The organism is Streptomyces sp. NBC_00466, from assembly GCF_041433995.1.
Taxonomy (GTDB): domain Bacteria; phylum Actinomycetota; class Actinomycetes; order Streptomycetales; family Streptomycetaceae; genus Streptomyces.
Window position 1 is genome coordinate 1,400,482 of the sequence record NZ_CP107896.1, and the last position, 25,300, is coordinate 1,425,781.

At 69.5% G+C, this 25,300-nt stretch carries 25 protein-coding genes and 1 riboswitch; of the genes, 8 read left to right on the top strand and 17 right to left on the bottom strand.

Features of this window, described 5'->3' with window-relative positions:
• The first annotated feature begins 233 nt into the window (after positions 1–233).
• A complete protein-coding gene (locus OG210_RS06090) occupies positions 234–1,454 on the top strand; it encodes a PQQ-binding-like beta-propeller repeat protein (RefSeq protein ID WP_328331717.1) in 1,221 nt (406 codons plus the stop codon).
• Positions 1,455–1,576: 122 nt separating this feature from the next.
• Here the strand turns inward: OG210_RS06090 and OG210_RS06095 are convergent, their stop codons facing one another.
• Positions 1,577–2,275, bottom strand: coding sequence for an SDR family oxidoreductase (locus OG210_RS06095; RefSeq protein WP_328331716.1), 699 nt, complete (start codon positions 2,273–2,275; stop codon positions 1,577–1,579).
• 7 nt (positions 2,276–2,282) lie between these two features.
• A complete protein-coding gene (locus OG210_RS06100) occupies positions 2,283–2,822 on the bottom strand; it encodes a TIGR00730 family Rossman fold protein (RefSeq protein WP_328331715.1) in 540 nt (179 codons plus the stop codon).
• 61 nt (positions 2,823–2,883) lie between these two features.
• Between OG210_RS06100 and OG210_RS06105 the strand changes: the two genes are divergently transcribed.
• A complete protein-coding gene (locus OG210_RS06105) occupies positions 2,884–3,207 on the top strand; it encodes a DUF427 domain-containing protein (RefSeq protein WP_266852773.1) in 324 nt (107 codons plus the stop codon).
• Here the strand turns inward: OG210_RS06105 and mnmA are convergent.
• Positions 3,186–4,484, bottom strand: coding sequence for a tRNA 2-thiouridine(34) synthase MnmA (gene mnmA / locus OG210_RS06110; protein ID WP_371535203.1), 1,299 nt, complete (start codon positions 4,482–4,484; stop codon positions 3,186–3,188). The two genes, OG210_RS06105 and mnmA, sit on opposite strands and share 22 nt — an antisense overlap.
• Before the next feature lie 61 nt (positions 4,485–4,545).
• On the opposite strand from mnmA, the gene OG210_RS06115 reads away from it, so the two are divergent.
• Positions 4,546–5,250 carry an N-acetylmuramoyl-L-alanine amidase gene (locus OG210_RS06115; protein WP_328331710.1) on the top strand — a complete coding sequence of 235 codons (705 nt, stop codon included), beginning with the start codon at positions 4,546–4,548 and terminating at the stop codon, positions 5,248–5,250.
• A 54-nt stretch (positions 5,251–5,304) separates the two neighbouring features.
• Here the strand turns inward: OG210_RS06115 and OG210_RS06120 are convergent, their stop codons facing one another.
• The 3 genes from OG210_RS06120 to OG210_RS06130 form a co-directional block, all read right to left on the bottom strand.
• Complete coding sequence (locus OG210_RS06120; RefSeq protein ID WP_328331709.1) at positions 5,305–6,468, bottom strand: cysteine desulfurase family protein; 1,164 nt, start codon at positions 6,466–6,468, stop codon at positions 5,305–5,307.
• A 72-nt stretch (positions 6,469–6,540) separates the two neighbouring features.
• Positions 6,541–6,813 (bottom strand): DUF4190 domain-containing protein, encoded by a 273-nt coding sequence (locus OG210_RS06125; RefSeq protein ID WP_328331707.1) that lies wholly within the window; start codon positions 6,811–6,813, stop codon positions 6,541–6,543.
• 49 nt (positions 6,814–6,862) lie between these two features.
• A complete protein-coding gene (locus tag OG210_RS06130) occupies positions 6,863–7,036 on the bottom strand; it encodes a hypothetical protein (RefSeq protein WP_328331705.1) in 174 nt (57 codons plus the stop codon).
• A gap of 132 nt (positions 7,037–7,168) precedes the next feature.
• Here OG210_RS06130 and OG210_RS06135 point away from each other — a divergent pair, with 132 nt between their 5' ends.
• Positions 7,169–7,795, top strand: coding sequence for a TetR family transcriptional regulator (locus tag OG210_RS06135; protein ID WP_371535207.1), 627 nt, complete (start codon positions 7,169–7,171; stop codon positions 7,793–7,795).
• A gap of 125 nt (positions 7,796–7,920) precedes the next feature.
• Here OG210_RS06135 and OG210_RS06140 read toward each other — a convergent pair whose 3' ends face one another.
• The 11 genes from OG210_RS06140 to OG210_RS06190 form a co-directional block, all read right to left on the bottom strand.
• Positions 7,921–8,757 (bottom strand): thioesterase family protein, encoded by an 837-nt coding sequence (locus OG210_RS06140; protein ID WP_328331701.1) that lies wholly within the window; start codon positions 8,755–8,757, stop codon positions 7,921–7,923.
• Positions 8,758–8,780: 23 nt separating this feature from the next.
• Positions 8,781–9,443, bottom strand: coding sequence for a trimeric intracellular cation channel family protein (locus OG210_RS06145; RefSeq protein ID WP_328331699.1), 663 nt, complete (start codon positions 9,441–9,443; stop codon positions 8,781–8,783).
• A gap of 73 nt (positions 9,444–9,516) precedes the next feature.
• Positions 9,517–10,908 carry a M1 family metallopeptidase gene (locus OG210_RS06150; protein WP_328331697.1) on the bottom strand — a complete coding sequence of 464 codons (1,392 nt, stop codon included), beginning with the start codon at positions 10,906–10,908 and terminating at the stop codon, positions 9,517–9,519.
• Positions 10,909–11,031: 123 nt separating this feature from the next.
• On the bottom strand, positions 11,032–12,390 hold the full coding sequence (locus OG210_RS06155) for a dipeptide ABC transporter ATP-binding protein (protein ID WP_328335618.1): 1,359 nt from the start codon (positions 12,388–12,390) through the stop codon (positions 11,032–11,034).
• Positions 12,391–12,482: 92 nt separating this feature from the next.
• Positions 12,483–13,577, bottom strand: a complete 1,095-nt coding sequence (locus OG210_RS06160) for an ABC transporter ATP-binding protein (protein ID WP_328331695.1) — start codon at positions 13,575–13,577, stop codon at positions 12,483–12,485.
• Complete coding sequence (locus tag OG210_RS06165) at positions 13,574–14,584, bottom strand: ABC transporter permease (protein ID WP_328331693.1); 1,011 nt, start codon at positions 14,582–14,584, stop codon at positions 13,574–13,576. Before OG210_RS06165 ends, OG210_RS06160 begins: the two co-directional genes overlap by 4 nt.
• Before the next feature lie 95 nt (positions 14,585–14,679).
• Positions 14,680–16,425, bottom strand: coding sequence for an ABC transporter substrate-binding protein (locus OG210_RS06170; protein WP_328331691.1), 1,746 nt, complete (start codon positions 16,423–16,425; stop codon positions 14,680–14,682).
• Positions 16,426–16,471: 46 nt separating this feature from the next.
• Positions 16,472–17,470, bottom strand: coding sequence for an ABC transporter permease (locus tag OG210_RS06175; RefSeq protein ID WP_328331689.1), 999 nt, complete (start codon positions 17,468–17,470; stop codon positions 16,472–16,474).
• A gap of 337 nt (positions 17,471–17,807) precedes the next feature.
• Positions 17,808–18,578, bottom strand: a complete 771-nt coding sequence (locus OG210_RS06180) for an enhanced serine sensitivity protein SseB C-terminal domain-containing protein (protein WP_328331687.1) — start codon at positions 18,576–18,578, stop codon at positions 17,808–17,810.
• 358 nt (positions 18,579–18,936) lie between these two features.
• The gene (locus OG210_RS06185; protein WP_328331685.1) at positions 18,937–19,686 is read right to left on the bottom strand and encodes an enhanced serine sensitivity protein SseB; all 750 of its coding nucleotides are present in this window, start codon (positions 19,684–19,686) and stop codon (positions 18,937–18,939) included.
• A 92-nt stretch (positions 19,687–19,778) separates the two neighbouring features.
• Complete coding sequence (locus OG210_RS06190) at positions 19,779–20,519, bottom strand: AAA family ATPase (RefSeq protein WP_371535213.1); 741 nt, start codon at positions 20,517–20,519, stop codon at positions 19,779–19,781.
• 121 nt (positions 20,520–20,640) lie between these two features.
• Positions 20,641–20,736, top strand: a riboswitch (glycine riboswitch).
• A 141-nt stretch (positions 20,737–20,877) separates the two neighbouring features.
• Here OG210_RS06190 and gcvT point away from each other — a divergent pair.
• The 4 genes from gcvT (at position 20,878) to OG210_RS06210 (ending at position 25,252) form a co-directional block, all read left to right on the top strand.
• A complete protein-coding gene (gene gcvT / locus OG210_RS06195) occupies positions 20,878–21,993 on the top strand; it encodes a glycine cleavage system aminomethyltransferase GcvT (protein ID WP_328331681.1) in 1,116 nt (371 codons plus the stop codon).
• A gap of 67 nt (positions 21,994–22,060) precedes the next feature.
• The gene (gcvH, locus tag OG210_RS06200) at positions 22,061–22,441 is read left to right on the top strand and encodes a glycine cleavage system protein GcvH (protein WP_327295121.1); all 381 of its coding nucleotides are present in this window, start codon (positions 22,061–22,063) and stop codon (positions 22,439–22,441) included.
• 9 nt (positions 22,442–22,450) lie between these two features.
• Complete coding sequence (gene glyA, locus OG210_RS06205) at positions 22,451–23,713, top strand: serine hydroxymethyltransferase (protein WP_328331679.1); 1,263 nt, start codon at positions 22,451–22,453, stop codon at positions 23,711–23,713.
• Positions 23,714–23,884: 171 nt separating this feature from the next.
• Positions 23,885–25,252: an L-serine ammonia-lyase gene (locus OG210_RS06210; protein WP_328331677.1), complete on the top strand. Its 1,368-nt coding sequence runs from the start codon at positions 23,885–23,887 to the stop codon at positions 25,250–25,252.
• Positions 25,253–25,300 lie beyond the last annotated feature (48 nt).

Here is a 25,300-nt window from a genome sequence, read left to right on the forward strand (position 1 = left end):
GGGGCGGCCCGGGCGGTGTATGTATCGATGAAGACCATCGCGGACGGACTTCGAGGGGGAGACCGATGAAGGACCGGCTGGACGGCTGGACATGGAATTCCGGCGACAGTGACACGGAGGCCGACTCGGGGCCCCCGGCGAGGGACCGGTATGCCGTTCCGCGGATACGGCGGACTCCGGCCCAGTCGGCGCGCGCCGCGGCTGCCTGGATTCACGTCAGACGGATCAGGCTGGTGACCGTCGTGACCGTGCTGGTCCTCGCGATCGGCGGCTGGCAGACATACACGTACCTCACCCGCTACCACGAGCAAATAAGCGGTACACACGGCGGCTTCCCCACCGCACTCGGCACCGCCGCACCCGAGCGGCCGGGCCGTGTGCTGCCGAGTGGCGCCGACGCTCCTGTGGGGGTCGTCGGCGGGCTGGTCCTGCACGAGCGGGACAACGGCATCACGGCGAACAGCGTGCGTACCAACCGGACTTACTGGCATTACGGGCGTGAGAAGACCGCGCTGATATCGGAGTCCGTCGTCAGCGGCGCCGTCGTCCTCTGGTACGACGACGGACTCGCGGTCTCGGTGGACCTGCGCAGCGGGAAGCCCCGCTGGCACACGAAGGTTGCGGGGAAGGTGCGGGAGGACACCGGAGACCGTGTCTGGCGGGCCGGGGGCACCGTGGTCATCAACCAGCAGAGCCGGCTGGGCAGTCGGCTGACCGGCCTGTCGGTGCGCAACGGAAAACAGCTCTGGTCCATCGCCCCGCCCAAGAGGTGCAAAGGGTGGGACCCCCGGCCGCCTGTGGACCTGTCCGGTGTGGAGGCGTTCGACGCCACCCACTGCTCCGGGCTGGTGTGGAACACGCTGTACGGGGTGGACCCGGCCACCGGACAGACCCGCTGGCACATCCGGGACCAGGCCATGGGATACGGACGTCTCGGCGACCACACGTTGGTCTCCCTGGCAGCACCCAATTCACTGGTCACAGTGGACGTGTCGGGGGCACGGCCCCGGATGCACTCGACCTTCGTACCGCACGACGCGAGTCTGTACGGCGTCAGTGACGGCATGGTCATGTTGAGCTCCGCCAACGACACCTCAGTCACCGCGCGCCAGGTGACCACCGACAGCAGCAAGGTGCTCTGGACCGTGAAGGCGGACAAGGGACGCGCACTGGGGATTCCCCGGACCGCCGACGACCGGGTGTACATACCGCAGTACCAGCGACAGATGGAGGCGAAGCAGCAGAAGGCTCACCGCTCGGCGCAACTGCTCGTACTGGACGCGCGAACTGGGCACGAGCTGCACCGGGCCGAGCTGCCCGCCTCCCTCTACGGGAGCCCGGACGATGTCGGCGTGAGCATGATGGCAGTCCTCGAGGCGAAGTACGGCGTGGTCAGGGTCGGCTTGAGCGGCTTCCTGGCCTCCCCCGAAAGCCAGGTGACCCTGGCCGAATAGCGCCCGGCACGACCGGTCGGGCCGGTCGGGCCGGTCGGCAGTAGCGACCCGACCGGTCACAACGGCCCAGTGGGAGCGGGCCGCCCGCGCCCGCGCTGGCGCGGGTACCGGTGCGGGGGTCGTCAGCGCCCCGCTCGGACCGTCACGTCGTTGATCTCGGCGTCGCGCGGGAGGTCCAGGGCCGTCAGGATGGTCATGGCGACCGACTCGGGGTCGATCAGGCCTTCCGGCCGGTACTCCTTGCCCTCCTGCGAGTGGATCTTCGCCTGCATGGGACTCGCAGTGCGGCCCGGGTAGACGGATGTGACCCGGACACCGTTCGCGTGCTCCTCCTGGCGCAGGGCGTCGGCCAGGGCCTTCAGGCCGTGCTTGGCGGCGGCGTAGGCGCCCCACTCCGCATGGGCGTTGAGGCCGGCGCCGGAGTTGACGAAAACAACCTGGCCGCGGACGGCCCGCAGCTGCGGCAGCATCAGCCGGGTCAGCTCGGCCGGAGCGATGAGGTTGGTGTTGAGCTGCTGGTGCCAGGTCGGGGGACGCAGTTCCGCTACGGGAGAGAGGTCGACGATGCCGGCGATGTGCAGCAGCGAGTCGACCTGTTCCGGCATCGTCTGCTTCCCGAGGGCCCAGGAGATGCGGTCGGGATTCGCCAGGTCGGCGACGAGCGTTTCCGCGCCGGGGAAGCGTCCCGCGAGCTCCTTGGCGCGGCCGGTGTCGCGCGCCACGATGACGAGGTGGTCGCCGCGCTCATGAAGGCGGCGCGCGACAGCAGCGCCAATGCCGGAACCAGCACCAGTGATCACATGTGTAGCCATGGGCCCCATCGTCGCACTACTGGACGCCCTGCGACTCCTCCAGGTACGCCAGGGCGGCCACCCCGTCCTCGGCGAACAAGACCAGGTCAGTGAGGGGAACGGGCAGGAACCCCTCCTCCTCCATCCGCTGGAACTGCTGCTTCAGACCGTCGTAGAAGCCGGCCGTGTTCAGCAGCACCACCGGCTTCACGGTCTTCCCGTGCTTCTTCAGCTCCAGGATCTCGGTGGCCTCGTCGAGCGTGCCGGTGCCACCCACCATGATCACAACCGCGTCGGCCTTGGCGAGCAGCAGCGCCTTGCGTTCGGCCAGATCGGAGGCAATCACCATCTCGTCGGCGTCGGTACGGGCCTTGGCTGCGAGGAAGTCCACCGACACCCCGACGAGACGTCCGCCGGCCTCCTGTACGCCGTCGGCAACCACCTTCATCAGACCGCTCTCCGAGCCACCCCAGACCAGGGTGTGGCCGCCCCTGCCGAGCAGTTCGGCGAATTCACGGGCGGGGCGGGTGTAGCGCTCATCGAGATCGGCGGCGGAGAGGAAGACACAGATATTCATGCGTCCACGGTAGAGGCCGCCCACGGGGAAGAAGTTCCGGCCCGGATGCGCTGAATCCCACATGACTACTGGACATCGCATCACCATCGAGCAAGGTACCGAGCATGTACGGGTGGTCCGCGAGGGCCGGGTCCTGGCGGAGAGCCGCCGCCCCCTGCTGCTGCACGAGACAGGGCTCCCGGTGCGCTACTACCTCCCGCCGGAGGACGTGCACACCGAGCTGCTGACCCCCTCGGACACGCACACCCACTGTCCCTTCAAGGGCGACGCGTCCTACTGGTCGCTGCCCGAAGCAGCCGACCTTGTCTGGGCGTACCCGGAGCCGCTGGCCCAAGTCGCCCAGATCAAGGACCACTTCTGCTTCTACGACACTGAAGTGGTCTGAGGCACGGCGGTCTGAGGCACGGCGGTCTGAGGCACGGCGGTCTGAGGGGGAGCTGTCTGAGGGGCAGTGGCCTGAGGGGCAGTGGCCTGAGGGGCAGCTGTATCGGACGTAGCAGCCCCGGACTCGGCGGCCCCGGACTCCCCTGGCCGCGTCGTGCCGGCTGCCCGGTCCGTCGTGGCGATCGTCGCCGAGCCGACGACGCGTGTGCCGTCGTAGAGCACGATCGCCTGGCCGGGCGCCACGCCCCGTACCGGCTCGTCGAACGTGACGTTCAGAGTGCCGCCCACCAGCTCGGCCGTCACCGGCGTCTCGCCGCCGTGCGCACGCAGCTGGGCGGTGTACGTTCCGGCCCCGGCCGGGGCGTCGCCGCACCAGCGGGGCTTGATCGCGGTGAGCGCGGTGACGTCCAGGGCCTCGACCGGCCCCACCGTCACGGTGTTGTTCACCGGCGAGATGTCGAGGACGTAGCGCGGCTTGCCGTCCGCGGCCGGGTGGCCGATGCGCAGCCCCTTGCGCTGGCCGATGGTGAAGCCGAAGGCACCGTCGTGGCTGCCCACCTTCGTACCGGACTCGTCGACGATGTCGCCCTCTGCCTTGCCGCCGAGGCGGGAGGCGAGGAAGCCCTGGGTGTCACCGTCCGCGATGAAGCAGATGTCGTGGCTGTCGGGCTTCTTGGCGACGGCCAGACCCCGCCGCTCGGCCTCGGCCCGGATCTCGTCCTTGGTGGTCAGGGTGTCGCCGAGCGGGAACATGGCGTGCGCGAGCTGGCGCTCGTCCAGTACCCCGAGGACGTACGACTGGTCCTTGGCCATGTCGGAGGCCCGGTGCATCTCGCGTGAGCCGTCCTCGTTGAGGACGACCGTGGCGTAGTGGCCGGTGCAGACCGCGTCGAAGCCGAGAGCGAGCGCCTTGTCGAGCAGCGCCGCGAACTTGATCTTCTCGTTGCAGCGCAGACACGGGTTGGGGGTGCGGCCGGCCTCGTACTCCGCGACGAAGTCGTCGACGACGTCCTCACGGAACCGCTCGGCCAGGTCCCAGATGTAGAAGGGGATGCCGATGACGTCCGCCGCACGACGGGCGTCGCGGGAGTCCTCGATGGTGCAGCAGCCACGCGCACCGGTGCGGAACGACTGCGGATTGGCGGAGAGCGCCAGGTGCACACCGGTCACGTCGTGTCCGGCCTCGGCGGCACGGGCGGCGGCCACGGCGGAGTCCACACCGCCGGACATCGCGGCCAGTACCCGGAGGGGGCGGGGGCTCTGGGGTGTCTGAGTCATAGCCGTACCAGGGTACGGGCACGGGGGAATCCCGCGCTCGCACGGATGCGTTGAGGCGCATATGGAAGGTACGGGCAGCGACAGGGACCGGCACGTGGGCCGGCGGGGCCTGCTGATCGGCGGGCTGGGCGCCGCGGCGGGCGCCGCCGCGCTGGGCAGGAGCGAGCTGGCGCACGTGTGGGACCGGCTGTCCGGTGGCGGGACGCCGCGCGAGAAGGGTGCGGTGGATTTCGCCGGGGCCGAGTGGGCGGCGGCCTCCCCCGCCAACTACCGGCGGGCCGACCGGCCTCATGACTATGCGATCGACCGGGTCGTCATCCACACCGTCCAGGGCAGTTACGCGATGGCGCTCAGGGTCTTCGCGGATCCGGCCCACGCGGCCGCCGCACACTACGTCCTGCGCAGGGACGGAAAGGTGGCACAGACGGTCCGGGAGCCGGATGTGGCGTTCCACGCGGGCAACCGCTCCTACAACGAACGCAGCATCGGCATCGAGCACGAGGGGTTCGTGGAACGGGCCTCGTCGTACACGGACGCCATGTACCGGTCGTCCGCGCGGCTGACCGCGGACATCTGCGCGCGGTACGGGATACCCGTGGACCGGCAGCACATCATCGGACATGTCGAGGTCCCGGGGGCCGACCACACGGACCCGGGGCCCTACTGGGACTGGGCCTGGTACGTACGGCTGGTGCGAAAGGCGCGGGAGCGGTCCGGAACGCAACGGGACAGATCCGGAGCGCAACAGGACGGATCCGGAGCGTAACGGGAGCAGTCCGGCCGGTGAAGGTCCCGGCGCAGCCCGTGCGCGGTGTCCGTCTCAGCTCAGTCCGGCCGACCGGGCCCGTTCCACCGCCGGGCCGATCGCCTCCGCCACCGCCGCCACGTCTGCCTCGGTCGAGGTGTGTCCGAGGGAGAACCGCAGGGTGCCGCGGGCCAGATCGGGGTCCGTGCCCGTGGCCAGGAGTACGTGGCTGGGCTGCGCCACACCCGCCGTGCAGGCCGAGCCGGTGGAGCAGGCGATGCCCTGGGCGTCCAGGAGCAGCAGCAGGGAGTCGCCCTCGCAGCCGGGGAAGGTGAAATGCGCGTTGGCGGGGAGGCGGTCCGACGGATCGCCGCCCAGGATGGCCGTGGGGACCGCGGAGCGTACCGCGGCGATCAGCCCGTCGCGCAGTGCGCCGATCTCCCGGGCGAAGACCTCGCGCCGTTCGGCGGCCAGCGTTCCCGCCACGGCGAAGGAGGCTATGGCCGGGGCGTCCAGCGTCCCGGAGCGCACGTGGCGCTCCTGGCCCCCGCCGTGCAGGACGGGGACCGGTGTGTACTCACGGCCGAGCAGCAGGGCGCCGACCCCGTAGGGGCCGCCGATCTTGTGGCCCGACACCGTCATCGCGGCCAGGCCCGACGCGGCGAAGTCCAGCGGGAGCTGGCCGTACGCCTGTACCGCGTCGGCGTGCAGCGGAATACCGGACTCGGCTGCCACATCGGCCAGTTCACGGACCGGCATGACCGTGCCGATCTCGTTGTTGGCCCACATCACGGTGGCCAGCGCGACATCGGACGGGTCCCGTTCGATCGCCTCGCGGAGGGACTCGGGGCGCACCCGGCCGTAGCCGTCGACCGGGAGGTACTCGACCGTCGCGCCCTCGTGCTCGCCCAGCCACTCGACGGCGTCCAGGACGGCGTGGTGCTCGACCGGGCTGACCAGCACCCGGTTCCTGCGCGGGTCGGCGTCGCGGCGGGCCCAGAAGAGGCCCTTGACCGCGAGGTTGTCGGCCTCGGTGCCGCCCGCGGTGAAGACCACCTCACTGGGGCGCGCGCCGAGCGACTCCGCGAGAGCCTCCCGGGCTTCCTCGACGGTACGGCGGGCCCGTCGCCCGGCGGCGTGCAGCGATGAGGCGTTGCCGGTGACGGTGAGCTGGGCGGTCATCGCCTCGACCGCCTCCGGAAGCATGGGAGTGGTCGCAGCGTGGTCGAGGTAAGCCATGGTGCCGACGATTCTACGAGTTCCGGGGCGGCCTCCCCGCCGCGCGTCCCCAGGTGGGCGACCAGTGCCCGGTCAGCCGCCGAAGTTCCAGATCACAGCGCCGCTCGAAGTGAAGACGGTGGCCAGGACCACCAGGTCGGCCACGCCGAGTGCGAGGCCGAGCAGCGCGCGGCCGCGGCGGGCCGTGCCGCGCCAGAGCGCGAGGCCGGACAGCACGATGGCGATGGGACCGAGGACGATGTTCAGCACGAGCAGACCCAGCAGGCCGAGCACGAACGAGGCGACGGCCATGCCGTCGGCGTCCCGGGTGCCGGTCCGGGTGCGGGCGGATGCGGTGAGTTCCATGATGCAGCTCCCTTACGTGGTGAGGCGCTGGACGCGGTGAGGCGCTCGGCTACTTGTTGAGGCGCTCGGTGAGGCGCCCGCGGCCGATGCGCTCGCGTACGGCGAACACGGCGAGCCAGCCGCCGATGACAGCCGCGGCGATCAGGGACACGGAGAGCGGGAAGTGGGCCACAGCACCCAGCACGACTCCGAAGAGGAGGAGAAGCGCGACGAGGGCAATCATCACTGTTCCTTTCGGTGCGCCCGGTTCGGCGCACACATACGGGTCTTTTGAGTGAACAATTGTGAGTACGACTGTTCACTGACTCTGAGTCTACGCTTCCCTTCGACGGAGAACGGTTGTTTACTGAATGGCATGAGTCACACCTCGGGCATCCGCCAGGCCCAGAAGCTGAAGACGCGCCAGGCCCTCCTGGACGCGGCCCTCGGCCTGCTGGAGGAGCAGAGTCTGTCCAGCCTCGGCCTGCGCGAGGTGACCCGCGCCGTGGGCGTCGCGCCGACGGCCTTCTACCGGCACTTCCGGGACACCGCCGACCTCGGGGTCGCGCTCGTCGAGGAGGCCCTGGGCTCGCTGCACGGGCTGATCGCCGCGACGCTCGCGGACACCGGCGACAGCGAGGTGCGCATCGGCACCACAGTGGATCTGATCGCCGCCCTGGTCCGCACGCACCCCGCGCACGTCCGGTTCATCGCCCGCGAACGGCATGGGGGCGTCCAGCCGGTGCGTGCGGCGATAGCGGCGCAACTGCGGCTGTTCACACGGGAGGTGGCCGCCGCGTTCGCGGGCGAGCCGCGGTCCGACGGGTGGAGCGAGGACGACCTGCTGATGCTGGCAGGCGTCTATGTGGATCACATGGTGATGACCGCGTCGGTTCTGCTGGAGGCGGCGGAGGACGGGCCGCAGGCCTCGGAGCGGGCGCGGGACATGGCCCGGCGCCAGATGCGGCTGGTCAGCCTGGGCCGGCTGCACTGGCTCGACTGAGGCTCAGCCGAGCTACGGGACCTCGGCCGAGGCACGGAGCCCGACCGGCTGCGCGGAGCAGGGCCCGCCCCGCGCAGCCTCCCGGCCGGAACCGGGAGGCGCCCCGCAAGAGGGGCAGGCCGCCCCTACCCCCGCGGCGCCAGCGCCAGTTGCCGGGACTGGGCCACCAGGCGGTCCGCGCTGTCCCAGACCTCCGCGTCCTCCTCCAGGAAGCCCCCGGCGAGATTGCGCGTGACGATCGACACCCGCAACGGGCCGGGCGCCGGGCGGCACCGGACGTGGGTGGTCAGTTCGACCGTGGGCACCCAGCCCTTGATGCCGAGCTCGAACGCGGTCGGCGGCAGCGCGTCCACCGTCAGCAGCAGCGAAAGCGGATCGGCGTCGCGACCGTCGGAGAGTCCGAACCACGCCCGCATCTCGCCCTTGCCGGACGGCGCGCCCACTGCCCACCCGCAAGTCGCCGGGTCCAGCTTCAGCATCAGGCGGTCCGCGATCGCGGAGGAGCCGGGTATGGGCGCCGGTCCGTCATCGGAGCCCAGGCAGTGCTCGATGGGCGGGATCGACGGCGGCTTCGCCGTGGTGTGCACGTCGTCGGGGAGCGCGTCCAGGTCGCCGTACGAGGCGAGCACCCGGATCCGTTCGACCTCGGCGCCGTCCTCGTCGTACTGGAACAGCGACGCCTGGCCGGTGGAGAGCGTGCGGCCGCTGCGGACGGTCTGGGTGCGGATCACCGCGGGGCCCGGACGCGAGGCGGTCACATAGTGCGCGGAGACCGAGAACGGGTCGGGGTGCGGGAGCGCGTCACCGAGAGCGCGGCCCATCAGGGCCAGCAGGTAGCCGCCGTTGACCGCCTGGATGATGGTCCAGCCCGCGGAGAGCTCCGCGTCGTAGACGCCTTCTTCACGACGGGTGACTGCGGTGTCGCGGTCGAACTCACTGTCCCCGATGGATGCCTGTGCCATGGACAGCACCGTACACCGCAAAGTTACTCGTCGGTAGAGACAGCCGCCGAACGCCGGTTCCAGGCCCGCGAGGCCCGCCAGTGGAAGCGCAGCGAGAGCAGCCGCAGCACGAAGCAGGTGAGGGCCGCGACGACGCCCGTGGTGGTGCTCAGCACGTCGAACCGGATGAAGATGGCCACCATCGCGGCCCCCACCATCGCCGGCACGGCGTACAGGTCGCGGTCCCAGCGCACCAGCGACGGCGTCTCGTTGGCCAGTACGTCGCGCAGCACACCGCCGCCCACCGCGGTGGCGAGGCCCAGCACGGCGGAGGCGGTGAGGCCGAGCCCGTAGTCGTACGCCTTGGTGGTGCCCGTCACGCAGAAGAGCCCGAGCCCGGCCGCGTCGAAGACGTTCACCCCGACCTGGATCCGCTCGACCTCCGGATGGAGGAAGAAGACCAGCGCCGCCGCGATCAGCGGGGTGATGAAGTACCCGAGGTCGGTGAAGGCGGCGGGCGGCACCGCGCCGATCACGATGTCGCGGAACAGCCCGCCACCCAGCGCCGTGACCTCGGCGAACACCGCGATCCCGAAGACGTCGAAGTTCTTCCGGACCGCGAGCAGCGCGCCCGAGATCGCGAAGACGAAGATCCCCACGAGATCGAGCGCGTGCTGGACGGAGGTGTTGAACAGGTCATGGAGCACCCGACAGTTCTACCCCCCACTGCCCGCCCCCGCCGCCCGCCCCTGCCGCGCGGCCCCGCTCAGCTGTCCCCCGTTACAGTTCCGGTTTGCCCGAGGTGCGCAGCCACGCGTCGAAGAAACCGTCGAGCTGCTGCCCGGAGATCTTCTCGGCGAGCGCGGTGAACTGCCCGGTGTCGGCGTTGCCGTAGCGGTGCGCCTTCGTCCAGGCGGGGAGCAGCCGGAAGAACGCCTTGTCCCCGATCCGATCGCGCAGCGCCTGGAGCGTCATCGCGCCCCGGTCGTAGACGGCCGACGCGAACATCGTGTCGCGCTGCGGGTCGGCGACCTTCGTGTGCCAGAAGGTGGAGCTCGCGGGCGTCGCGTTGTACTCGGCGAGGAAGGCGTCGTGGGCCGAGCGCTTGCCCCGGTGTTCGTCCCAGAGCCACTGGGCGTATGTGGCGAAGCCCTCGTTCAGCCAGATGTCCTTCCACTGCTTCACCGATACGGAGTCGCCGAACCACTGGTGGGCCAGCTCGTGCACGATCGTCGACTCGCTGCGTACAGCGGAGTAGCTCGGCTTGGACTGGGTCTCCAGCGAGAAGCCCGCCTGCGGCATGTCGTCGACCACCGCGCCCGTCTCCTCGAACGGATAGGGCCCGAAGAGCTTCGACCAGTAGTCGGTGGCCTCGGCCGTCACGGCGTACACGTCAACGGCGTTGCTGCCGGCGAGCACGGGGTCGATGGCCACGTAGATCGGCGTACCGGCGGGTGTGCGGCCGGTCCTGACGTCGAATTTCCCGATCGAGGCCGTGGCGAGATACGTGGCCATCTGCCGGGACTCGCGCCAGTGCGAGACGGTCGATGCGCCCTGGGTACGGGTGGAGAGCAGCCGCCCGTTGGAGACGCCGGTCAGCCCCTTGGGCGCCTTGATGGTGATGTCGAAGGCGGCCTTGTCGGAGGGGTGGTCGCTCGAAGGGAACCAGGTGGAGGCGGCGTTGGGCTCGCAGGCGACGAAGACGCCGTCCTTGGTCTTCATCCAGCCGTAGTCGGACCCGAAGACGATCGGGCCGCTGAGCGCCTGCGGAACACCGCCGTAGACGACCCGCACGGTGAAGGTGCGGCCCTCGCGCAGCGGGCCGGCCGGGGTGATGCGTATCTCGTCGCCGGAGCGGGTGAAGCGGGCGCGTGCGCCGTTCACCTCGACCGACGCGACCGTCAGCTGCTGGAGGTCCAGGTCGAAGGAGGAGAGGTTCTGAGTGGCCCGTGCCGTGACCGTCGTACGGCCGTCGAGCCGGCCGGTGTCCGGGTTGTACGCGATATCGAGGCCGTAGTGCAGGGCGTCGAAGCCGCCGTTGCCCAGCTGTGGGAAGTAGGGGTCGCCGATTCCGGCCGAACCGGGTGAGGGTGCGGGAGCGGCCGCGATGACACAGAGGGCGGCCGTCGCGGTGGCGAGGGCGGCCAGACGTGCCGAACGGGAGAGCGCCAAGAGTCTGCCCTTCGTGCGTGCGCCGTTGTTACGGACACGCTGACTCTGCACTCTCCCGTTTCAGCATGTACATGACTTTACCAACTTGTCATGGGCAAGCCTGCCGCCGCGGCTCGCGGCGGATTACTTCTCGTCGGGCTCCGCAGCGGCGTCGGACCCGGCAGCGGTGTCTGCGGCGGTATCGGCGTCAGGCACGGCAGCGGCCTCCGGCTCCGCCGCGGTGTCCTTCGCCTTCGCATCCTTCGCCGTCGCGTCCTTCGTGGTCGCGTCCTTCACGGTCGTGTCCGCCGCCGCGGTGTCCTCGGCCTTGGCCGCGCCGTCCTTCGCCGAACCGCCCTTCGCCGACGGCTTCTTCGCCGCAGCGTCCACGGCCGGCTTCTCCGCCGGCTCGGGCTTCGCGACCGACACCAGCTCGGCCGCCTCCCGTGCCTGCGGCAGCCGCTCCTCGCCCGGCGCCTGGTCAGGCGCGTTCTCCGGGTGGTGACAGGCCACCTGGTGTCCGGTCCGCAGCGTCAGCAGCGGCGGCTCCTGCACCCCGCAGATCTCCGTCGCCTTCCAGCACCGGGTGTGGAACCGGCAGCCGGCCGGCGGCGAGATCGGCGAAGGGACATCGCCCTCCAGCCGGATCCGGTCGCTCCTGACCCCCTTGCGCCGCGGGTCGGGCACCGGCACCGCCGAGAGCAGCGCCTTGGTGTACGGGTGCATCGGCGACTCGTACAGCGACTTGCGGTCCGCCAGCTCGACGATCTTCCCGAGGTACATCACCGCGATCCGGTCCGAGACATGGCGGATGACCGAGAGGTCGTGCGCGATGATCACGTACGTCAGACCGAGCTCGCTCTGGAGGTCGTCCAGCAGGTTCACCACCTGGGCCTGGATCGACACGTCCAGCGCCGAGACCGGCTCGTCCGCGACGACGAGCTTGGGCCGCAGTGCGAGCGCCCGGGCGATACCGATGCGCTGGCGCTGGCCGCCGGAGAACTCGTGCGGGTAACGGTTGTAGTGCTCGGGGCTGAGACCCACCAGCTCCAGCAGGCCCTGGACCTCCTTCTTCACGCCGCCCTCGGGCTCGACGCCCTGGAGCCGGAAGGGGGTGCCGACGATCCCGCCGATGGTGTGCCGGGGGTTCAGCGAGCCGTACGGGTCCTGGAAGATCATCTGGACGTCACGGCGCATCGGCCGCATCTGCCCGGTGGACAGATGTGTGATGTCCCTGCCCTCGAACTCGACCTTGCCACCGGTCGGTTCGAGCAGTCGCGTGATCAGCCGGCCCATGGTCGACTTGCCGCAGCCCGACTCGCCGACGACGCCCAGGGTCTCCCCCGGGTACACGTCGAACGACAGCCCGTCCACAGCCTGGACCGCGCCCACCTTGCGCTTGAGCACGCCCTTGGTGATCGGGAAGTGCTTGACCAGGTCGGTGACCTTAAGCAGCGGCTCCGCCCCGGTGTCCTTGGCGGAGGCCGCCACCGCAGCGTCCATGGACTTGGACGTCTGCTGCGGGACCTTCGGCGCCTCGGGAGCCTCGGCAGCCTGCGGAGCCTTCTTCTCCTCCGCCTTCTTCTTCTGATCAGTCACAGCTTCGGCGCAATCTCTTCGGTCCAGATCTTTTCCCGCTGGGCCTTGGACATGTGGCACGCGGAGAAGTGTCCCTCCGTGCCCTCCCGCAGCTCCGGACGCTCGGTGCGGGTGATGTTGTCCTTGGGCACGTCGGCGTACGGGCAGCGCGGGTGGAAGGCGCAGCCGGACGGCACGTTGATCAGGCTGGGCGGGGAGCCCTTGACGGGCACGAGACGCTCGGTCTGCTCACGGTCGATGCGCGGCATCGAGCCCAGCAGCCCCCAGGTGTAGGGGTGCTGGGGACCGTAGAAGACCTTCTCGGCCGAGCCGCGCTCGATGCAGCGGCCCGCGTACATCACCAGGAGCTCGTCCGCGATCTCGGCGACGACGCCGAGGTCGTGGGTGATGATGACGACCGCCGAGCCGAACTCCTTCTGCAGATCGCGGATGAGGTCGAGGATCTGCGCCTGGACGGTCACGTCCAGGGCGGTCGTCGGCTCGTCGGCGATGAGCAGTTCGGGGTTGTTGACCAGGGACATCGCGATCATCGCGCGCTGGCGCATACCGCCGGAGAACTGGTGCGGGTAGTCCTCGAAGCGGCGGTGCGGCTCGGGGATGCCGACCCGGTCGAGCATCTCGACCGCACGCTTGCGCGCGGTCTTCTTGTCGACCTTGTTGTGGACGCGGTACGCCTCCACGATCTGCGCGCCGATGCTGTAGTACGGGTGCAGCGCCGACAGCGGGTCCTGGAAGATCATGGCCATCTTCTGGCCGCGGAGGTTGCGGACCCGCTCGGGCCCCGCTCCGATCAGTTCCTCGCCGTCGAGCCAGATCTCACCGGAGATCCGGGCCCGGTCCGAGTTGTGCAGGCCCATGATCCCCAGCGAGGTCACGGACTTGCCCGAGCCGGACTCGCCGACGATGCCGAGCGTCTGACCGGCCTTCAGGTCGAAGCTGACGCCGTCCACAGACTTGACCAGGCCGTCGTCGGTGTCGAAGTGGATCCGCAGGTCCCGCACCGAGAGGAAGCTCTTGTCGGCGGCGGACGGCGCACCGGCCTGGCCGCTCTTCGCGGGCTCGCCGGAACCCTTCTTGCGCACGTCGCTCATGAGAGCCTCACCCGGGGGTCGATCGCGGCGTACACAAGGTCCACCAGCAGGTTGCAGACAACGATGAAGAAGGCGGCCACCAGCGTCACACCCATGACGATCGGGAGGTCGCTGCGGGTCACACCCTGGATGGCGTAGGCCCCCATCCCCTGGAAGGAGAAGACGGTCTCCGTGATGACCGCGCCGCCGATGAGCAGCGCGAAGTCCATCCCGAAGATGGTGACGAGCGGGGTAAGGGCGGCGCGCAGACCGTGCTTGACGACCACGTTCCGCTCCCGCAGGCCCTTGGCCCGCGCGGTTCTGATGTAGTCCTCGCCCATGGTCTCCAGCATCCCGGCCCGGGTGAGCCGGGCGTAGAGCGCCGAGTACAGGAAGGCGAGGGTGCACCAGGGGAGGATCAGGTTCCAGGCCCACTCGGCCGGATTGTCCGTGAAGGACACGAACTGCAGGTCGCCCCAGATCGTCCAGTGGAAGCTGAACAGGGCGAGCGAGACGAGTCCGGTGAAGAACATCGGCAGCGAGACGCCGGCCAGTGCCACGCCCATCGCCAGCCGGTCGATGAGCGAGCCCCGCTTGAGTGCGGAGACCACGCCGGTCGCGACACCGGTGACGACCCAGATGACCGCAGCGCCGACCGCGAGTGACAGCGTCACCGGGATGCGCTGCTCGATCTCGGGCCAGACCGCCGAGTGTGTCTTGAAGGAGTAGCCGAAGCAGGGCGCGTGGCACACCGCGGGGTCGGGCCCGAAGTGGTAGTTCGCGCCGACAACGATGGCCTTGATGAAGTGCCAGTACTGCTCGTAGAGGGGCTGGTCGAGCCCCAGGTTCTTCTTGACCGCGGCGAGCGTCGCGGGGTCGGGGCTCTTGCCCACGAACTGGGCTGCCATGGAGTCGGTCGTCTGACCGCCGAGGCGGGGGACGAGGAAGAAGATCGCGAAGGTGACTGCGCTGACCACCAGCAGCAGCAACACCGCGGCGAATACGCGTCGGATGATGTACGCAGCCACAGCCGTGCGGCGCCGGGTCGGACGGACGGGGTAGGCCCGTCCGTCCCGGCGCCTTCACCTGCCTTTCAAGGGGGTGCTGTCGATGAACAGGTGTGTTACTTGGTCGAGGTCATCAGCACGTAGTCGTACATGCCGAGGTACGCCTGACTGACCGTTACGTTCGCCGCCGAGTCCGGGCGGTAGAGCAGGTTCTTGCGGTAGAAGAGCGGCACCAGCGAGGCGTTCTCCATCACCATCTGGTCGACATTGCCCCAGGTGGCGTTGCGCTTCGCGTTGTCCAGCGTCCCGATGCCCTTGACGATCTCCGCGTTGATCTTCGGGTCGTCGAGCTCCATCAGGTTGGTGCCACCGGATGCCTTGATGGCCTTGCCGTCGACGATCTGGTCGATGTAGCCGAAGCCGGCCGGCCAGTCGGCGCCCCACGCCATCATCATCATTCCGGCGTTGTTCTTGTGGACCCAGTCCGGGACGCCCGCGAAGTCGGTGAAGTACTTGTCCGACGGGAACGTCTTGATGTCGGCGACGATGCCGATCTTCTTCAGGCTCTGCTGCAGCTGGGTGGCGCTGGTGACCTCGTCGGGACGGTCGGAGCGGGCGGTCAGCGTCGTCTTGAAGCCCTTGGGCTTACCGCACTTGGCCAGGTGCTGCTTGGCCTTGGCGATGTCGCCCTTGTTGCCCGGGGTCGGGTACAGGTCGAACTTCTTGTAGCCCGAGACACCCGGCGGGATGACGGTCGTCGCCGGGTCGCCCCGGACCGCGCCGCCGATCGCGTCGACCATGTCGGCCTTGTCCGCGACGTACTGCACGGCCTTGCGGCACTCGACGTTGTCGAACGGCTTCACGTGCACGTTCAGCGCGAGGTACTGCAGCGCGCCGGCGTACGGGTCGTCCGTCTTCGCCTTCTCGGAGGCCTTGGTGATGACCTTCGGCTGGGTCTTGGACTGCAGACCGGTACCGGCGATGTCCGCGGTGCTGGTGTCGTTGAGCAGGTGCTCGTCGACAGTCGTCGGCGTGACGTTGAACTTCAGGTTGATCTTGTCGGGGAGCGCCTTGCGGATCGGGTCCGTCTTCGGGTCCCACTGCGGGTTGCGGACCAGCGTCGCGCCCCGGCTCTCGCTGTACGAAGCGAACTTGTACGGGCCCGAGGACACGATGTGCTGGACGTACGAAGCGCCCTTGTCCGCCTTCTGCGGCACCGGCGCCGTCTGCGAGAACGAGGCCAGGTAGTCCATGTCCGCGAACGGCTTGCCCAGATGGAAGACGATCGTGGAGTCGTCCGGCGTCTCGATGGACTTGAGACCGCCGGGCGACTTGTCCTTGTAGGGACCCTTGTACTTGTCGCCGTCCTTGAGGTACGTGCTGAAGTACGTGGGCCCGTTGGACAGCGCCTCACGGGCGAAGGTCCGCTCGACCGCGTACTTGACGTCCTTCGAGGTGATGACGGAGCCGTCCTCGAACTTCACACCCTTGCGGATGTGGTACGTCCAGGTCTTGGCGTCCGGGGATGCCTTGCCCAGGCTCGTCGCCAGGTCGGGCACGATCTTGAGCCCTTCCTTGCCCGGAGCCGGCTTGAAGGTCACCAGCGCACGCGCGTAGAGCCGGGAGAAGTTCTGCACCCAGCCGTAGTACGTGTTGCCGGGGTCCAGGGAGTCCGGGCCACTGGCGTGCTCGTAGTTGACCGTCCCCCCCTTCTTGTCGGTCTTGTTGACGATGCTCGTCAGAGCCGCGTCGGCCTTGCCGTGGCCGCCCCCGCCGCCACTGTCACTGCTCCCGCAAGCGGTGGCAGCGAGCCCCAGCGCTACCGTCGCGGCTATCGCCGCTGCCGTCTTTCTGCTGTTCATGCTGAGGAAAGCCCCCTCGGTTGTCCGGTGTGCGGCATGGCCGCGATTACTTGCCACGGGGGTCGAGTGCGTCGCGCAGCCCGTCCCCCAGCAGATTGAAGGCCAGCACGGTGATGAAGATCGCCAGGCCGGGAATGATCATGAACATCGGATCGACCTGGTAGAGGTCGACCGCGGTGGACAACATGCCGCCCCAGGAGGCCTGCGGCGGCTGGATACCCACACCGAGGAAGCTCAGGGACGCCTCGAAGAGGATGTTGGTGGGGATCAGCAGCGTCGAGTACACGAGGATCGGCGCGATCAGGTTCGGGAGCAGTTCGCGGAAGAGGATGAAGGGACCGCGGGCCCCCAGTGAGCGGGCGGCCTCGACGAACTCCCGTTCACGCAGACTCAGCGTCTGCGCGCGGACGATACGGCCCATGTAGGGCCAGTTGAAGAAGCCGATCACGAAGATCAGCACGCAGATACGGAGCGTCAGCCCGTTCAGGCCGAACGCGTTGCCCTGCAGTGACGCGGAGATGGAGATCGCGAAGAGCAGCAGCGGGAACGCCAGGAAGGTGTCCATCAGACGGCTGATGCCGCTGTCCACCCAGCCGCCGTAGAAGCCGGCCACCACTCCCATCACGACGCCGATGACGACCGAGAGGAGTGTCGACCCCGCCGCGACCACCAGGGAGACCCAGGAGCCCTCGACGATGCGGGCCAGGATGTCCCGGCCGGTCTGCGGCTCCACACCCAGCGGGTGGCTCCAACTGATGCCGCCGAAGCTGCCCTTGGGCGCCAGCAGAGCCGGATCGACCAGGTTCTGGTGGAAGTCGTTGGGGTCGAGCCCGAACATCGCCTGGATCGGCTTGGACAGGATGGCGATCAGCACCAGCAGGATCACGACGACCCCGCCGGCCATGGCGACCTTGTCCCGCTTGAAACGCGTCCAGGCGATCCGGCCGAGTGAACGGCCCTCGATCTGGCTCTGCGTGGCCCCCGTGAGTACTGCCTCCGGCTGCGCTTCGGCAGTCGATCCGGTGGTCTCGATCGGTGCGGTCACAGTGCCTTTGACCCCTCCCGGCCGGCGGTGGCCGGCCCGTACCTGCCGCGGTGGCGGCTGCTGTGCATCAAGCGCATCGGGTGATGCCACTGTGCTGAAGTAACGGAATGTGTTCAAGACTCGTCGCACAAGGGCACGACGATGCTCAATGCAGGGAGTCTTCATCGCGGTTGCGATCACCCGCCAGACCTGACGGTGAATGTATGCGCAACCGTGATGCGGTTAATGAACTTCCGTTATCCGGACGCCGGGAGCGGCTGAGCGGAAATCTTCCTCGCTAAAGCGCCAGTTCGGACATCGCACCCAACAGCCGCCATTGACGGCCTAATTGGTGCACTCAGCCTACTGGCGGGTAGCCGTATCCCGCCGCGGGAGAGGGGGCCGCATGGGCCTCGCGGTCGTAGAAGGGGCGGGAGTTGGCCCGCAGCCACATCCCGACGGGGTCGTACGCGTCGGACAGCGCCACCGTCGAGACGGGCAGCCCCTCGGGCACGGCGCCGATCGACTGCTGCATCATCGCCCGCACCGAATCCACGGACTGCTGGCTCGTGTCGTACAGATCGAGCCCGATGGCCAGATACGGGGTGCCGAGCGCGGGCTGCACCCAGACCCGGCTCAACGAGCGGATCGCCGGGGTGTGGTGGGCGCTCTGGGTGAGCAGCGCGTAGAACTGCGGGATCTCGATGGCCGGCTCGGACAGCCGCAGCGGCCCGGCCGGCATCCGGTCCAGACCAGTGGCGATCCGCCGCAGATCGGTCCAGGGAATGCCGACACCGCCGCCGGGGGCATGCGGATTGAGCCAGATCCCCCAGTGGTCGGGATAGAGGGAGCGGGCGATGTCACGCCCTGTGACCACTTCGTGCGCACGGTTCCAGCCGGAGACCGCCAGCTCCTGCGCCGACGTCACACACGGGGCGTAACCGAGACCTTCGATCTCCATGTTCCCGTACTGGGCGTCCGGCGACCCGGCCTGGCCGTGCCAGAGCAGCATCCAGACCTGGCTGTCGGCGAGCGCCTGCAGCAGTGCCTCATAGGCGTCGTACCGCCCGGGGGTCACCTGGGGCAGCATCTGCTCGACCTGCCCGGCCGCCGTGCCCGACGCACTCACTCTGGGTCCCGCCCCTCTTTGATCCACCCGTTTTTGATCCACGCGCTTTCCATCCGCGCGCTTTTGATCACCCGTTGGCGTTCCGCGCGCCCGGGATGCAGCTCAGACGGTCCGGCCCGCACGATCCGCCCGCGCGATCCGTTCCGTTCGATCAGTTCCGTTCGATCAGTTCGATCCGTTCGGTGCACGATCGGTTCCGTGCGCGATCGGTTCCGTGCGATTCCGGCCAATCCGCGCGCCGGTCGTCCCACGCGTCCCGCACATCCGCCCAGCTTATGCCGCGGCGGGTTTCCGGTGCCTGCGCGGCACCGGCCACCTCGCTCCGAGTGCCGCAGGTCCCGGCCCTGCGGCACCGGCCCTACAGCACCGGCCCCGCGGCGTCGGCCCTCACGTAGAACGGCCTGACCTTGTCCAGCATCCAGTCGGCGACCGGGTCCTGCGCCACGTCCAGCAGGACGAGATTGACCGGCCAGGGCACCTCGACCCGGTGCAGCGCCCGGCCGAGCGCGTCCATCGGGGCGTTGCGGCCCGCGCCGTCCCACGTCGCGAACTCGACCCCGACGAAGAGGACCGGGTCGCCGCCCTCGATGGAGGCGAGGGCCCGGCGCGCCGAAAGGACCACGCCCGACTCCTCGAACTCACCGGCGGCGGCGGAGAGGAAGTCGACCGGCTCCTCCTGCCAGTCCGGCTCGAAGAGCCGCACCCGGCCGCCGGTCGCGGGCCCGTCGAGGGAGGTCCGGCCGCTCCGGCACAGTTCGGCCACCGCGAGCGGCGGCAGCGGCATACCGATCGCGCCGCCCGGGTTCACCACGACGCCCAGCTGCGGTGGCAGCCCGCGGGCGAACTCGACCGCCGGCGCCACCGCGAAGGAGTAGTGCGAGCCGACGCACTGGAGGAACTGCGCCTCGGAGCTGAAAACGGGGACATAGGCCCCGCCCTCGATGTCCACGGTGGGCAGGTCGAGCGAACTGCTGTCCTGCCCACCGCCGTTGGGCAGCGGTACCCAGAGGTTGCTGCGCCCCAGCACCTCGATCAGCCGGCCGCCCGCGGCCTGGTTCCCGACCGATGCGGTCAGGACCTCTTCGAGCTCATTTCCCGGCCATGCCATGTCCACCGAGGTATCCCCTTCTCACCTGTTCACCTGCCGACCGACCTCAGGGTCGTTCGTTTGGCCTCCCCCAACCATAAGGAGCGGGACCGTCACACCGCCGCCCCGAACCCGATCCGGCGCAGTACGGCCGCCGCGTCCCGGTCGAGCAGCACGACCGAACCGCACCCCGCGGGCAGCCGCGCCCGCTCGGCGTTCCGGACCAGCCCGCCGACCGCCCTGCGGTGCCGGGCGAAGGCGTACGCGGAGACCTTCCGGCCGCGCTCCGACTGACCGGCGAGCGCCACCCCGGGCGCCACGTCGAGCAGCAGCAGATGCAGGGCGGTCCGGCGCCGCCGCGCCGCCCGGGCCAGCAGCGCGCGCACCCAGGAGTGCGTGCCGCAGTCGTGCACGACGACACCGGCGCCCGAGCGCAGGGCGCGCCACAGCCTGCCGTAGTGGGCGGCCCGCACCAGCGGGCGGTAGCTCCAGTACGGCAGCCAGCCGGGCATCCGGCGCTCCCAGCGGTCCCGGGCGTCCTGCGAGTCGATCCCGCGCGCCCCCGCGGCCCTGCGTAAGAGCGTGGACTTCCCGCTGCCCGGCAGGCCGGACAGGACCACCACGTCCCCGGCGGCGAACACCAGGCGGTGCGGGCTGCGGCCGGCCCGCCGCCGCAGGTCCCGTACCGCGGGCGGCCCGCTGCCGGCCGCCTCCTGTCCGGTCCGTACGGTCCGGACGGACCGCACGGGCACCGCCCCCGGCCCCCCGGATGTCTCATGCGGCGCCACATCCGCGCGCCACTCCTGCCCCACCACGGCCACTCCCCCCGTCGGGCCACCCCGTAGGGCCCGCATGTGCCTGCGTATCCCCTGCATACCCCCGTCTACGAAGTGTAAAGAAACAGTAATGCGACACCGGTGAGGCGCCGCCCGCGCGGCATGCGATGATGTGCGCGCCAACTCCATACAGGCCGTTCGAATCCGCGCGGGAGAGTTCTCGGCCACTGGCCGGGGCGCCGAAGGAGCAAGTCCCTCCCTTGTAATCTCTCAGGCCCCGTACCGCGCGGACGAGGCAGATCTGAAAAGCGGGCCGCTCTGCGGTCCCACCCAAGGTGCAAGCCGTGCCCTCTCAACAGGCGCCGGCGAACCTCTCAGGTTCCGATGACAGATGGGGAGGATCGTCCTCGTCTGTCATGCCCCGGGAGTACCGCATATGAGCCCCACGCCCCGTCTCACAGCACTCGACGCCCTGCACCGGTCACTGGGCGCGACCATGACCGACTTCGCGGGCTGGGACATGCCGCTGCGCTACGGCAGTGAGCGCGACGAGCACATCGCCGTACGGACGCACGCCGGCCTCTTCGACCTCTCCCACATGGGCGAGATCACCGTCAGCGGCCCGGAGGCCGTACGGCTGCTCGACTACGCGCTGGTCGGCAACATCAGCACGGTCGGCAACGGCCGCGCCCGCTACACCATGATCTGCCGGCAGGACGGCGGGATCCTGGACGACCTGATCGTGTACCGGCTCGGCGAGCAGGAGTACATGGTCGTCGCCAACGCGGGCAACGCACAGGTGGTCCTGGACGAGCTGACCGCCCGCGCGGGCGGCTTCGACACCGTCGTACGGGACGACCGCGACGCGTACGCCCTGCTGGCCGTACAGGGCCCGGAATCCTCCGGCATCCTGAAGTCGCTCACGGACGCCGACCTGGACGGGCTGAAGTACTACGCGGGCCTGCCCGGCACCGTCGCCGGCGTCCAGGCGCTCATCGCCAGGACCGGCTACACGGGCGAGGACGGATTCGAGCTGTTCGTCGCCCCGTCCGACGCCGAGAAGCTCTGGCAGGCGCTGACCGAGGCGGGCGCACCGGCCGGCCTGGTGCCCTGCGGGCTCTCCTGCCGCGACACCCTGCGCCTGGAGGCGGGCATGCCCCTCTACGGCCATGAGCTGACCACCGCGCTGACCCCCTTCGACGCCGGTCTCGGCCGGGTCGTCAAGTTCGAGAAGGAGGGCGACTTCGTCGGGCGCGCGTCCCTGGAGGCGGCTGCCGAGCGGGCCGCCTCGGCCCCGCCGCGCAAGCTGGTCGGTCTGATCGCCGAGGGCCGCCGGGTCCCCCGCGCGGGCTACCAGGTCGTCGCGGACGGCCAGGTCGTCGGCGAGGTCACGTCGGGCGCCCCTTCGCCGACGCTGGGCAGGCCGATCGCCATCGCGTATGTCGACGCCGCCCACGCGGAGCCCGGCACGTCCGGTGTGGGCGTGGACATCCGCGGTACCCATGAGCCGTACGAGGTCGTGGCCCTCCCCTTCTACAAGCGCCAGAAGTGACCCACACCATCTCAGCCCGTAAGACCACCGTTCACCAGCACTCCCCCGCATCCAGGAGAATCAGGTCATGAGCAACCCCCAGCAGCTGCGTTACAGCAAGGAGCACGAGTGGCTGTCGGTCGCCGAGGACGGCGTCTCGACGGTCGGCATCACGGAGTTCGCGGCCAACGCGCTCGGTGACGTCGTCTACGCCCAGCTCCCTGAGGCCGGGTCCACCGTCACCGCGGGCGAGACCTGCGGTGAGCTGGAGTCGACCAAGTCGGTCAGCGATCTGTACGCCCCGGTCTCCGGTGAGATCACCGAGATCAACCAGGACGTCATCGACGACCCCTCGCTGGTGAACACCGCCCCCTACGAGGGCGGTTGGCTGTTCAAGGTGCGCGTCACCGGCGAGCCGGACGACCTGCTCTCCGCCGACGAGTACGCCGCTCTCTCCGCCGGCAACTAGGGACTATTGATGTCACTTCTTGATTCCTCCCTCCACGAGCTCGACCCGGACGTCGCCGCCGCTGTCGACGCCGAGCTGGTCCGCCAGCAGTCCACCCTCGAAATGATCGCCTCGGAGAACTTCGCTCCGGTCGCCGTCATGGAGGCCCAGGGCTCGGTCCTCACCAACAAGTACGCCGAGGGCTACCCGGGCCGCCGTTACTACGGCGGCTGTGAGCACGTCGACGTGATCGAGACGATCGCGATCGACCGCGTCAAGGCGCTCTTCGGCGCCGAGCACGCCAACGTCCAGCCGCACTCGGGCGCCCAGGCGAACGCTGCCGCGATGTTCGCGCTGCTCAAGCCCGGCGACACGATCATGGGTCTGAACCTCGCCCACGGCGGGCACCTGACCCACGGCATGAAGATCAACTTCTCCGGCAAGCTCTACAACGTGGTCGCGTACCACGTCGACGAGCAGACCGGCCAGGTCGACATGGCCGAGGTCGCGCGCCTGGCCAAGGAGTCCCAGCCGAAGCTGATCGTGGCCGGCTGGTCCGCCTACCCGCGCCAGCTGGACTTCGCCGCGTTCCGCAAGATCGCGGACGAGGTCGGCGCGTACCTGATGGTCGACATGGCGCACTTCGCCGGCCTGGTGGCCGCGGGCCTGCACCCGTCGCCCGTCCCGCACGCGCACGTCGTCACCACGACCACGCACAAGACGCTGGGCGGCCCGCGCGGTGGTGTGATCCTCTCCACAGCCGAGCTCGCCAAGAAGATCAACTCCGCGGTCTTCCCCGGTCAGCAGGGTGGTCCGCTGGAGCACGTGATCGCGGCCAAGGCGGTCTCCTTCAAGGTCGCGGCGACGGACGACTTCAAGGAGCGCCAGCAGCGCACCCTGGACGGCTCCCGCATCCTGGCCGAGCGTCTGGTGCAGTCCGATGTCACCGAGCACGGTGTCTCGGTCCTCTCCGGCGGCACCGATGTGCACCTGGTCCTGGTGGACCTGCGCAACTCGGAGCTGGACGGCCAGCAGGCCGAGGACCGTCTCCACGAGATCGGCATCACGGTCAACCGCAACGCCGTCCCGAACGACCCGCGCCCGCCGATGGTCACATCGGGGCTGCGGATCGGTACGCCTGCCCTGGCCACCCGCGGTTTCCAGGCCGAGGACTTCTCCGAGGTCGCGTACATCATCGCGGCCGCCCTGAAGCCGGCCTACGACCGGGAGGCGCTGGCCGCCCGGGTCACCGCGCTGGCCGAGAAGTTCCCGCTGTACCCCGGACTGAAGTAGGACCGGTCGGTCCGGATCAGTACGGTTTTGTACGAACCACGGGGCACCCCGCACACTGGACAAGTGAGCAGGGTGCCCCGCACCACGTACGCACCCCGCTCACTGCTGTACCGCGCTTCCTCTGCACCACCCCGGCAGACAACGGCGTCTACCCACACCTAGGAGTTCCCCGTGGCCATATCGGTCTTCGACCTCTTCTCGATCGGCATCGGCCCGTCCAGCTCCCACACGGTGGGCCCCATGCGGGCCGCCCGGATGTTCGCCGCCCGCCTGAAGAACGAGGGCCTGCTGGCCCACACCGGATCGGTCCGCGCCGAGCTCTTCGGCTCGCTGGGCGCGACGGGTCACGGACACGGCACCCCGAAGGCGGTGCTCCTCGGCCTGGAGGGCGAGTCCCCCCGTACGGTCGACGTCGAGCACGCCGACGAGCGCATCGAGCAGATCCGCACCAGTGGCCGCATCAGCGTCCTCGGTGCGCACGAGATCGCCTTCGACTACGACGCGGACCTGGTCCTGCACCGCCGCAAGGCACTGCCGTACCACGCGAACGGGATGACGGTCTCCGCGTACGACACCGAGGGCGCCCCCCTCCTCGAGAAGACGTACTACTCGGTGGGTGGCGGCTTCGTGGTGGACGAGGACGCCGTGGGCGAGGACCGCATCGTCCTCGACGACACCGTCCTGAAGCACCCCTTCCGCACGGGCGACGAACTGCTGCGGCTGACCCGGGAGACGGGTCTTTCCATCTCCGCGCTGATGCTGGAGAACGAGAAGGCCTGGCGCACCGAGGCGGAGATCCGCTCGGGGCTGCTGGACATCTGGGGCGTCATGCAGTCCTGCGTCGCCCGTGGCATGTCCCGCGAGGGCATCCTCCCGGGCGGCCTCAAGGTCCGCCGCCGCGCGGCCAACTCGGCCCGCCAGCTGCGCGCCGAGGGTGACCCGCTCGCCCGCGCCATGGAGTGGATCACGCTCTACGCGATGGCGGTGAACGAGGAGAACGCGGCGGGCGGCCGAGTCGTCACCGCCCCCACGAACGGCGCGGCCGGCATCATCCCCGCCGTCCTGCACTACTACATCAACTTCGTCCCGGGAGCCGACGAGGAGGGCGTCGTCCGTTTCCTGCTCTCCGCGGGCGCCATCGGCATGCTCTTCAAGGAGAACGCCTCGATCTCGGGCGCCGAGGTCGGCTGCCAGGGCGAGGTCGGCTCCGCCTGCTCCATGGCGGCGGGCGCACTGGCCGAGGTCCTGGGCGGCTCCCCCGAGCAGGTGGAGAACGCGGCGGAGATCGGCATGGAGCACAACCTCGGCCTGACCTGCGACCCGGTCGGCGGACTGGTCCAGATCCCGTGCATCGAGCGGAACGGCATGGCTGCGGTCAAGGCGGTCACGGCGGCCAAGATGGCGCTGCGCGGCGACGGCAGCCACAAGGTGTCCCTGGACAAGGTCATCAAGACGATGAAGGAGACCGGCGCAGACATGTCGGTCAAGTACAAGGAGACGGCGCGGGGCGGGCTCGCGGTGAACATCATCGAGTGCTGACGGGGCGCGCCCGGCCCGCACCGGCGTCCGCGTGGGACGCGGGCGCCG

Coding starts and splice junctions, on each gene's coding strand:
- mnmA (WP_371535203.1), bottom strand. CDS start 4,484: ATGACTCAGACACCCCAGAGCCCCCGCCCCCTCCGGGTACTGGCCGCG.
- OG210_RS06155 (WP_328335618.1), bottom strand. CDS start 12,390: ATGGACGCTGCGGTGGCGGCCTCCGCCAAGGACACCGGGGCGGAGCCG.
- OG210_RS06185 (WP_328331685.1), bottom strand. CDS start 19,686: ATGGCATGGCCGGGAAATGAGCTCGAAGAGGTCCTGACCGCATCGGTC.
- glyA (WP_328331679.1), top strand. CDS start 22,451: ATGTCACTTCTTGATTCCTCCCTCCACGAGCTCGACCCGGACGTCGCC.
- gcvH (WP_327295121.1), top strand. CDS start 22,061: ATGAGCAACCCCCAGCAGCTGCGTTACAGCAAGGAGCACGAGTGGCTG.
- OG210_RS06140 (WP_328331701.1), bottom strand. CDS start 8,757: ATGGCACAGGCATCCATCGGGGACAGTGAGTTCGACCGCGACACCGCA.
- OG210_RS06120 (WP_328331709.1), bottom strand. CDS start 6,468: ATGGCTTACCTCGACCACGCTGCGACCACTCCCATGCTTCCGGAGGCG.
- OG210_RS06160 (WP_328331695.1), bottom strand. CDS start 13,577: ATGAGCGACGTGCGCAAGAAGGGTTCCGGCGAGCCCGCGAAGAGCGGC.
- OG210_RS06125 (WP_328331707.1), bottom strand. CDS start 6,813: ATGGAACTCACCGCATCCGCCCGCACCCGGACCGGCACCCGGGACGCC.
- OG210_RS06130 (WP_328331705.1), bottom strand. CDS start 7,036: ATGATTGCCCTCGTCGCGCTTCTCCTCCTCTTCGGAGTCGTGCTGGGT.
- OG210_RS06100 (WP_328331715.1), bottom strand. CDS start 2,822: ATGAATATCTGTGTCTTCCTCTCCGCCGCCGATCTCGATGAGCGCTAC.
- gcvT (WP_328331681.1), top strand. CDS start 20,878: ATGAGCCCCACGCCCCGTCTCACAGCACTCGACGCCCTGCACCGGTCA.
- OG210_RS06190 (WP_371535213.1), bottom strand. CDS start 20,519: ATGCGGGCCCTACGGGGTGGCCCGACGGGGGGAGTGGCCGTGGTGGGG.
- OG210_RS06095 (WP_328331716.1), bottom strand. CDS start 2,275: ATGGGGCCCATGGCTACACATGTGATCACTGGTGCTGGTTCCGGCATT.
- OG210_RS06105 (WP_266852773.1), top strand. CDS start 2,884: ATGACTACTGGACATCGCATCACCATCGAGCAAGGTACCGAGCATGTA.
- OG210_RS06115 (WP_328331710.1), top strand. CDS start 4,546: ATGGAAGGTACGGGCAGCGACAGGGACCGGCACGTGGGCCGGCGGGGC.
- OG210_RS06135 (WP_371535207.1), top strand. CDS start 7,169: ATGAGTCACACCTCGGGCATCCGCCAGGCCCAGAAGCTGAAGACGCGC.
- OG210_RS06170 (WP_328331691.1), bottom strand. CDS start 16,425: ATGAACAGCAGAAAGACGGCAGCGGCGATAGCCGCGACGGTAGCGCTG.